The organism is Erythrobacter sp., assembly GCF_038133525.1.
Taxonomy (GTDB): Bacteria; Pseudomonadota; Alphaproteobacteria; order Sphingomonadales; family Sphingomonadaceae; genus Qipengyuania.
This window is the reverse complement of record NZ_JAYPTL010000092.1, coordinates 1-8111: the sequence shown is the minus strand read 5'-3', so window position 1 is coordinate 8111 and position 8111 is coordinate 1. Positions and strand designations below refer to the sequence as shown.

Annotated in this window: 9 protein-coding genes and 2 pseudogenes; 6 read left to right on the top strand and 5 right to left on the bottom strand. The window is 57.1% G+C overall.

The annotated features are described in order from the left end of the window. From AAFM29_RS15950 to AAFM29_RS15940, 3 genes and pseudogenes are all read left to right on the top strand, one after another. Positions 1-218: pseudogene (locus AAFM29_RS15950) on the top strand (hypothetical protein); the annotation flags it as partial. Further along, a complete protein-coding gene (locus tag AAFM29_RS15945) occupies positions 211-426 on the top strand; it encodes an AlpA family transcriptional regulator (RefSeq protein WP_006834205.1) in 216 nt (71 codons plus the stop codon). The pseudogene AAFM29_RS15950 and the gene AAFM29_RS15945, both read left to right, overlap by 8 nt. Before the next feature lie 209 nt (positions 427-635). Then, positions 636-1025: a hypothetical protein gene (locus tag AAFM29_RS15940; protein WP_196793211.1), complete on the top strand. Its 390-nt coding sequence runs from the start codon at positions 636-638 to the stop codon at positions 1023-1025. 591 nt (positions 1026-1616) lie between these two features. Here the strand turns inward: AAFM29_RS15940 and AAFM29_RS15935 are convergent. Beyond that, positions 1617-1847 (bottom strand): hypothetical protein, encoded by a 231-nt coding sequence (locus AAFM29_RS15935; protein WP_006834202.1) that lies wholly within the window; start codon positions 1845-1847, stop codon positions 1617-1619. A gap of 85 nt (positions 1848-1932) precedes the next feature. Here AAFM29_RS15935 and AAFM29_RS15930 point away from each other — a divergent pair. Then, positions 1933-3125, top strand: a protein-coding gene (locus tag AAFM29_RS15930) for an IS3 family transposase (RefSeq protein WP_369765956.1) whose coding sequence is annotated in 2 segments (ribosomal slippage) — positions 1933-2182 and positions 2182-3125 — 1194 coding nt in all. Because the reading frame shifts where the segments join, the coding sequence is not laid out codon by codon here. A gap of 138 nt (positions 3126-3263) precedes the next feature. On the opposite strand, the gene AAFM29_RS15925 is transcribed toward AAFM29_RS15930, so the two are convergent. From AAFM29_RS15925 to AAFM29_RS15915, 3 genes are all read right to left on the bottom strand, one after another. Beyond that, on the bottom strand, positions 3264-4850 hold the full coding sequence (locus tag AAFM29_RS15925; RefSeq protein WP_006834199.1) for an AarF/ABC1/UbiB kinase family protein: 1587 nt from the start codon (positions 4848-4850) through the stop codon (positions 3264-3266). Next, the gene (locus AAFM29_RS15920; protein ID WP_006834198.1) at positions 4847-5413 is read right to left on the bottom strand and encodes a MarR family winged helix-turn-helix transcriptional regulator; all 567 of its coding nucleotides are present in this window, start codon (positions 5411-5413) and stop codon (positions 4847-4849) included. Before AAFM29_RS15920 ends, AAFM29_RS15925 begins: the two co-directional genes overlap by 4 nt. Positions 5414-5743: 330 nt before the next feature. Further along, on the bottom strand, positions 5744-5929 hold the full coding sequence (locus AAFM29_RS15915; protein WP_228135198.1) for a MarR family transcriptional regulator: 186 nt from the start codon (positions 5927-5929) through the stop codon (positions 5744-5746). Positions 5930-6192: 263 nt separating this feature from the next. Between AAFM29_RS15915 and AAFM29_RS15910 the strand changes: the two genes are divergently transcribed. Together AAFM29_RS15910 and AAFM29_RS15905 are read left to right on the top strand one after the other, a co-directional pair. Then, complete coding sequence (locus AAFM29_RS15910; protein WP_006834196.1) at positions 6193-7080, top strand: alpha/beta fold hydrolase; 888 nt, start codon at positions 6193-6195, stop codon at positions 7078-7080. Continuing rightward, positions 7077-7490, top strand: coding sequence for a hotdog fold thioesterase (locus AAFM29_RS15905; protein WP_006834195.1), 414 nt, complete (start codon positions 7077-7079; stop codon positions 7488-7490). The genes AAFM29_RS15910 and AAFM29_RS15905 overlap by 4 nt, the downstream gene beginning before the upstream one ends. A gap of 156 nt (positions 7491-7646) precedes the next feature. On the opposite strand, the pseudogene AAFM29_RS15900 reads toward AAFM29_RS15905, so the two are convergent. Continuing rightward, positions 7647-7826, bottom strand: a pseudogene (locus tag AAFM29_RS15900) (IS3 family transposase); the annotation flags it as partial. Positions 7827-8111 lie beyond the last annotated feature (285 nt).

Below are 8111 nucleotides of genomic sequence, written 5' to 3'. Positions count from 1 at the left end.
CGGACCTCGCGCAATTCTTCGAGGACTTTTCCGGCGAACTGCCTTCAGCGCTCGAGCGTGTCTTGGGCAACCAGGTTCACGATGTGAAGCCGCGCTGGGCCAAGGGGACCGCGCACCGCGTCGCCCGCTTGCTCTCCGACCACATCGACGAGCTCGAACGCAAGGATGCGCTGCTTGGCGATGTCTTTGCCGGTGCCGAGGGAGGCCATCGTGGGTGAAGAGATAGACAAAGGAGCGACCGAAACCCGGCGGGTGACGCGGCTCATTCGCCTGCCCGAAGTTCAGCATCGCGTCGGGCTTGGCCGTTCGACAATCTATCGCTGGATGGCCGAGGGCAAGTTTCCGAAGCCCGTGCAGCTGGGTGGATATGCGGTCGCATGGGCAGAAGACGAAGTGGAGGCCTGGATTTCGGACCGCCTGAAGTGACCGCTTATTGGTCTGGAGCTGACTGGTTGGAGGCGGACGTGCCATCGACAGGGGCAGTCAAAGGCATCCTTTGCGCGGTCGCCGGATCGAAGCAGTCGGCCCGATACCCTCGAGTATTGGGAGCGCTCGTCGCTGCAAGAACCGAGCTGATTTCGGAAGCCACCGGCGCCTATTAAGGAACATACAATATTGAGTAGGTCGAGCCGATCATGACAAAGTGCATCGAACAAGATTTCCCGTGTCAAAATCAAGAGTACGATGCGTTCGATCAAATAGCGCTCTTAGAACTAAGCCAGCCAATTTCTGCCCATGAGTTGGTGAACGAGAGCGCATTTTGTGCGGAACTGCCGGTCGACGACGAACTTCGTATTGGGAACATAACGTACAAGCTCTATCTTAAATTCCTCCGTGGTCAGACAGGCCTCTATCACCTGTGGGTAGACTATGACGCCTGCGACGACCATGGCAATTACACGATGTTATGCGTGTATGTCGGGAAAGGGTTTGCTGAGCTTCGCGTTGATAGCCACGTCAAAAAAATGGCCGAAGAATGCCCAGCTATACGTGACATTCACCAGCATGGAGAATCGTCTCTCTAAGTACTACGAGCAATTGTTTCTCGATGTGTACGATTTCGAATTAAACAACATTGAGAATTCTGGCGCAGAACATCTGTTTGCGGTTTGGGATGAGGAACGCCATCACTTGGAAACGCACTTGAATGAGGTTTCCAATCTGAGCAAAATTCAAAGTTTCGACGACTGGTAAGAAGTCGTAATCCGACCGGCCTCAGGTCGAACGAACTCCAGTCTACAGCCCACGCCGTTACCGGTCTGGACGTCTGGTGTTTTGGCGCAGAGCGGCGGCTATATTACACCCCAAAAGCGACCGCCGAGCACGAATATGGCCGCATGATTCTTCAAGAGATCGCACACCTGCGTGGAGCAATGAGAGCTTCCGGATCAGATCGGCTTAATGCCTTCGAATTGGACATCGGCAGCGTGTCCCCGCCAGATGGGCCTTTCAACGTTTTCCGCCAACGCAAAGCCAAAAGATGCGAAATTCCCCAAGTGACTGAGAGCTTCGCATTGCTTAGCGATGGCCTCTACGTTGCTCGGGATCTGAGCCACCTTTTCTGGATATCGCGCTGCTCGTACGATTACCCACTCGGGTCCATTGTCTCCGACAAATCAGATGTTCGGATCGACGTTGGGATTTGAGTGAGTGGACATGATCTCGAAACCCTTCCTTTGGAGCCATTGCTTGACAACTTGAACTGCAAAATCAAGTAGTTCCCAGTCGGTAACCTCAATGAGTTCATCTGAGGCCAGGGAAAACGGATCGACCGATTGCGCGTTTCTAAGGTCGATCAAGCCCCAACCGCCCAACTGCGGTTTCCAGCCTGTCAGCGTCCTTCCCATCGGCCAGAGGTGACCTTCCCCCCGAAAAGTGGTCCGTTTTGAGAGTTAGGATTTCGGCTATTTACGGCTTGAAAGGGGCTGATGAATGGCACGGAAGAGATACACGCCGGAACAGATTATCGGGATACTGCGTGAGGCCGAAGTTCGGCTCTCGCACGGAGAGAAGATCGGGGAGATCAGCCGATCGCTGGGGATTTCGGAGCAGAGTTACTATCGCTGGCGACGCGAGTACGGTGGGCTGAAGGTCAGCCAGGCTCGGCGATTGAAGGATCTCAAGAAGGAGAACCAGCGGCTCAGGAAGGCGGTGTCTGATCTTACGCTCGATGCGCTGATCCTGAAGGAGGTTGTCGAGGGAAAGTACTGAGCCCTTCACGGCGTCGGCTGGCCATCGACCATGTGCAGGAGGCATTGGATATCTGCCAGCGCCGTGCCTGCCGGGTCGTTGCCCAGCACCGCTCGACCCAGCGCAAGCTGCCCGCACCACCAGCCGACGAGAAGCCGCTGACAGCTGCAATCATCCGGCTGGCCCAGCAATATGGTCGCTACGGCTATCGCCGGATCACGGCGCTGCTGCGCAATGAAAGTTGGTTGGTGAACGCCAAGCGGGTCGAGCGGATCTGGCGCCGTGAAGGGCTCAAGGTTCCGCAGAGACAGCCAAAGCGCGGGCGTCTGTGGTTCAACGATGGATCATGCGTGAGGCTGCGTCCGCAATATAGTGGCCATGTGTGGAGCTACGACTTCGTCATGGATCGCACCCATGACGGCAAGGCCTTCCGCATGCTTACCGTGATCGACGAGTACAGCCGCCAGTGCCTGGCGATCCATGTCCAGCGCAAGCTCAAGAGCGATGATGTCCTGGCCGTGCTGACCGAGCTGTTCCAACGCCATGGTCCGCCTGATCACATCCGTAGCGATAATGGCGCTGAGTTCACTTCTCATGCCGTGCGCGACTGGCTCTGGCGGATTGGTGTGAAGACTCTCTACATCGAACCCGGATCACCATGGGAGAATGGCTACAACGAATCCTTCAACGGCAAGCTCAGGGATGAGCTTCTCAACGGGGAGATCTTCTACACTCTGAAGGAGGCAATCATCCTGATCGAGCGCTGGCGTATCCACTACAACACCGTCCGGCCACACTCTTCGCTGGGCTACCAGCCGCCGGCCCCACAAACGATCTTGCCTCGTCCTGCCATGCTGCCTTACGCTGCGCTCCAGGCCGCCCAGCAGGGCGACCCCAACCGCCGGAACTCTAACTTAACCGGTGGACCACCCTGATGGGGCAGGTCAGCAGCATGGTGGCGGCAGGCACCGCTTCGGCAGGTTTCTGTTCGGTCATTTCCACTCTTCTCCCTTGATGTAGCCAATATCGGTGCCGGGCGGCCGTGGTCTAAGCGTTCATTGTGTGTGGTCTTATCAGTTCCATCTAGGAATGAGTGCTATTCCCGCGAAAGCCAGAACAATTCCTGCCAGTAACAACGATTGGTCGGCCAGCAATGCGGCAGAGATGATCAACGCTGCCACCACCGGACCCTTGACGGGGGTGCTGCGGTCCTCTTCCCGCGTCAGATGGTTCAGACTGGCTGGGTCGATGGATACCTGAATCGTACCTGATCGAGCGACCGAGGCAACGTTATCGATTAGCTCGGGCAGCGATGCCGAGAAATCAAGCAGGCCACTGCGGACCTTGGCCAAATGATCCCGCGCGGCTCCGATCGAAAATCGCTCGGCAAACAATTGCATCACGATCGGCTTCGTTTCTTCGGCGATATTGTAGTCCGGCGCCAAAGAGCGAACGAAGCCCTCTGCGGTCAGCAGGGTGCGCAGCAAAATAGCGAGGTCGGGCGGCAATACGAGGCGATAATCGCGCAACAATCCGAAAACCCGATCGAAAATTGCCGCGAATTCTATCCCGGCAAGAGCTGTGCCGCTAAATTCCGCGATCAGCTCATCCAGGTCCATCACCAATTGCGCGCGATCCACGAGTGGATTGCCTGCCCAGTCGAGCAGCAGATCGGCCACCTTGTCTATCTGTCCGTTCGCGATAGCGAAAATCAGTCGGACGATTTCCTGACGCCGCGCGCCGCTGAGAAAGCCGACCGAGCCGAAATCGATGAAGCCTACCTGGTTCCCTTCCATCCAGAAGACGTTGCCGGGATGCGGGTCGCCATGAAACTCTCCATTGAGAAGGATCATCCGTAGCACTGCATCGGCATAGCGCTTCGCGAACTGGGCATTCCCTGCCGGATCAGTTGCCGGGTGCCGCGACGCGGGCTTTCCGCCCAGGGCTTCCTGCACATTGATCGTCAAGCCTGTGAGTTCCCAGTGGATCGCGGGCGTCTTCACCCCAAGCATCTCCAGATAACCGCCAATCCTTTCACAGGCACGTGCTTCTGCCGCCAGGTCCATCTCCCGCGCTAAATTCTTGGCGAATGTCTGAAGGAATTCCACGGGTCGATAGCGAGCAATGTCGCTTGACCGACGCTCGGCGAGGCCCGCGAGCCGTGTCAACAGCCTCATGTCCGCCTCGATCCTGGACGCCATGCCGGGTCGGCGGATTTTCACGATAGTCTCGCTTCCGTCCAGCAGGGTTGCGACATAAGTCTGCGCGATAGAGGCTGAGGCGATCGGGTTTCTCTCGAAAGCGGCGAATTCACGTTCCCAGTCGCTGCCCCAAGCCGATACAATCACCGGTTCGATCTTATCGAACGGCAGCGGTTCCACCTGGTCGTGGAGAGTGCCGAACGCGGAAATCCAGGGTTGTGTAAACAGATCGCTTCTGGTCGCCAGGAGCTGGCCAAGCTTTATTCCGACAGGGCCGACATCGCGCAACAGCGCCACCACCGATGCAGGACGCAAGTCCTCGGTATCTGGCTCATTCTCCGAAACCGGCATAAAGCCAAGCAAGCTTCCGAGATTTTTCAGACCGTGCCGGGCGAAAATCTGACCGAGTTCTGCTAGCCGCGTCAGTTCACCGACACTGTTTTCCAGATCATGCTTCATCGGCTTTCTTCGCAAGTGTCAGCCTGCTTTTGATTCTCCGCAACTTTTCGAAGCATCGTACGCAGGAGGTCGATTTGAGGCGCAGACATTCCCTTCCAGAGAATTTCGTGGAGTCGATCAGCCGCTTCGCGCAGTTCCGGCCAGATGGTTCTTACTTGCTCGGTGAGGTGGAGGTTCCAAACCCTTCGATCGTGCGCCGCCCGCTCTCGCTCGATCAAACCTTTTTCAACCAAAACTGCGACAGCCTGTCCTATCGTCGCCGATTCAAGCTCGAGCAGGCGAGAAATCTCGGTCTGTGTTAGCGTAGGTTCTCGCAACAAGGACGCGATGATCCGCCATTGTGTTTGATTGAGGTCGAGCCCCACGATCAGAGCGTCGAAGGTCCGCCGAGCGGTCCTGTTCACCTCTTCTAGCAAATAAAGGATGTCATCCTTTTCGTTGGGGGCGTAATCACGTATCTCATCTTTCGGCATATGCTTATCCATAGCGCTATCTTGGAAGGCTCGCGCATGCCTGGCGTGTTCAAGCTCAGCGTCAACCATATTCGCTAGCAGTGCCGCCATGCAAACACTCGCTGATTTCACGCTACAGCAGAAACTGAATCCGATGGTCGCTCAAGCTGATAAGGAACCGAACGGCGCTGGGTGAGTGCGGGGGCTCCGGCCACCTCGCCTGCCACGACTGCCGGGATGTTATGATCGCATGCGCTCGGCGTCCCTCATCTGAGCATCAGACCCCCTGAAGGGCAAACGCGGGCGTGAACGCGGGGCATGGGCTCGATTTCGAGTGATTATGGCTCGCTGCCCAGATTGTCATGCATCCTAGCCAGCGATCCGCGTAAGCGCTCCAGTTCCCCAAAACGGATCCCCCCGAGCAAGCGAGCATACATTGCATCAGCTTCTACTCGCATCTTGGGAAGTAGCTCGATTGCGGCAGGGCGTAAATGAACCCGCCAAACGCGCCTGTCGTTCTTCGCGCCTGCGTCTTTCCACCAGCTCAAGTTCTTCCAGGCGATCAATAGTCTGGCCGATGCTAGCGCGCTCTAGCTTCAGTTCCCGAGCCAGCTCTGTCTGGGTCATGCCTGGGCTCCGAAAGATAAGCCAATATACTCCATTGCGTCCGCGTGAGCCCGAATTGTTCAACCGAAGAATCGGCGGTCCTGCGCAAACGCCGGGTCACTTCCTCCATAAGAAAGAACAGCCGATCGGTATCGGTGAGGGAACTTGCCCCCCTTTGTATCCGCGTCATAGCCCGTCATGGCAGCCATCTAGGGCAACCTACCATAGCGGATCAGGAAATAAAGCCGTTTACTGTAAATCGATTTACAATATGAGGTTGCGGTATGCAGTCGCAAACTTTCCATATCGGGGGAAATGGTGGCATCTCCATAGCAGCCGAAGCGACCGGAAATGCCGATGCTTTACCGGTCTTGCTCGCGCATGGAGGCGGCCAGACCCGTCACGCATGGAAACGTGTCACAGCCGATCTCGCCAATGCGGGATTTCGTCCGATCGCAATTGATATGCGCGGTCATGGCGACAGCGAATGGTCTGCCGAGGGCGCTTACGAAACGCGCGACTTCGCTTCAGATCTCGTTGCGATCGCTTCAAAAATGGACCGCAAGCCAGCGCTCGTCGGGGCCTCCCTTGGCGGGTTGGCCGGACTGATCGCCGAAGGACACCTTGCGCCGGGCCGCTTCGCGTCGCTCACTCTCGTCGACATCGCGCCGCGTATGGAGACGGGGGGCGTTATGCGCGTAGTCGGCTTTATGGAGGAGCACGTGGAGACCGGTTTCTCTTCACCGGACGAAGCGGCAGAGGTCATCGCGCGCTACATGCCACATCGCCGCAAGCGCGGAGCCGGCAAGGGCTTACGGCGCTATCTGCGAGAGAAGGAAGACGGCCGCTACTACTGGCATTGGGATCCGGCCTTTATCCGCAACATCACACTAGCCAAGCGAAGCGATCCGGCTCATCAGGAACGCCAGTTTGATGCGCTGAACGATGCAGCCAGCAGGCTTTCGCTGCCATTGCATATTATTCGCGGCGGATCGAGCGATCTGGTTTCCGAAGACGCGGTCGCGCAATTGCTCGAACTTGTTCCACACGCTGAATACACCGACATCGCAGAGGCAACACATATGGTGGTTGGCGATGCCAACGATGCCTTTTCGGCAGCGATACTCGATTTTCTCAAGCGTAATCACAGTCCGCAGGGAGCCGTTACATGACCGATAATCTGACAAGGATCGATCCTAAGCGCCTCGAAGAGATCCTGCAGATTGCCCCGTTTCACCGGTGGCTTGGCCTCACTTTACGGTCATGCTCGAACGAGCAGCTTGAACTGGAGATGCCTTGGCGCGACGAGATCGTGTCAAACCCGGCAATCGGTTCAGCGCATGGCGGCGTGCTCGCCTCTCTGATCGATTTAACCGGGCTCTACACCTTATTGTCGCAAGGTACAGGGGCCAAGGCGACCGCCGATCTGAGGGTCGACTACCACCGCCCGGCAACCTCGGGACCACTCGTAGCATCGGGCAAAATAATCAAGATCGGTAAAAATATCTCGGTCGCTGAAACACGTGTATACGGTCCTACTGGCAACCTTTTGGCTAGCGGCCGCGGTGCCTACGTATGCTAACAGCGTTATCCTAATGGAACTAACTGCAGGGCGAAAATTAGCAGGTCTGTTCCTCGAAGACCTGCAAAATAGTCCCACGACTTTCAGAGCGAATTGCGTCGCGATAGCCGCCTTCCAATGAGTGACGTGACCCCCTGATCTTCCCCCCAGCCGGGATTAGAGCCGAGCTGCGTTGATGCGTATGAGCGCGGTTGAAGCAATGGGCTGCGCAGCGGAGCCCGTAGGGCGTGGCGAAGCAGGCCATTGCTTATCTAGTTCGGCGGCGAACGCCGCCGGTGTCGCGTAGCCAAGGGATGAGGGCGGTCTCTCTCGGTTGTAGTCTTCCACCTGACCTGCCCCATCAGGGTGGTCCACCGGTTAAGTTAGAGTTCCGGCGGTTGGGGTCGCCCTGCTGGGCGGCCTGGAGCGCAGCGTAAGGCAGCATGGCAGGACGAGGCAAGATTGTTTGTGGGGCCGGCGGCTGGTAGCCCAGCGAAGAGGGATTCATGCAGCGAACACCGCTGCCGGCCTCTCCCTATCACATCATCGACGATATTGAGCACACGGAACTTTTGTTCGGACGCCACCTAGGCCCTGTTGACAAACTGGATTCACAATCGCTGCGAGATGTGATTCAAGATA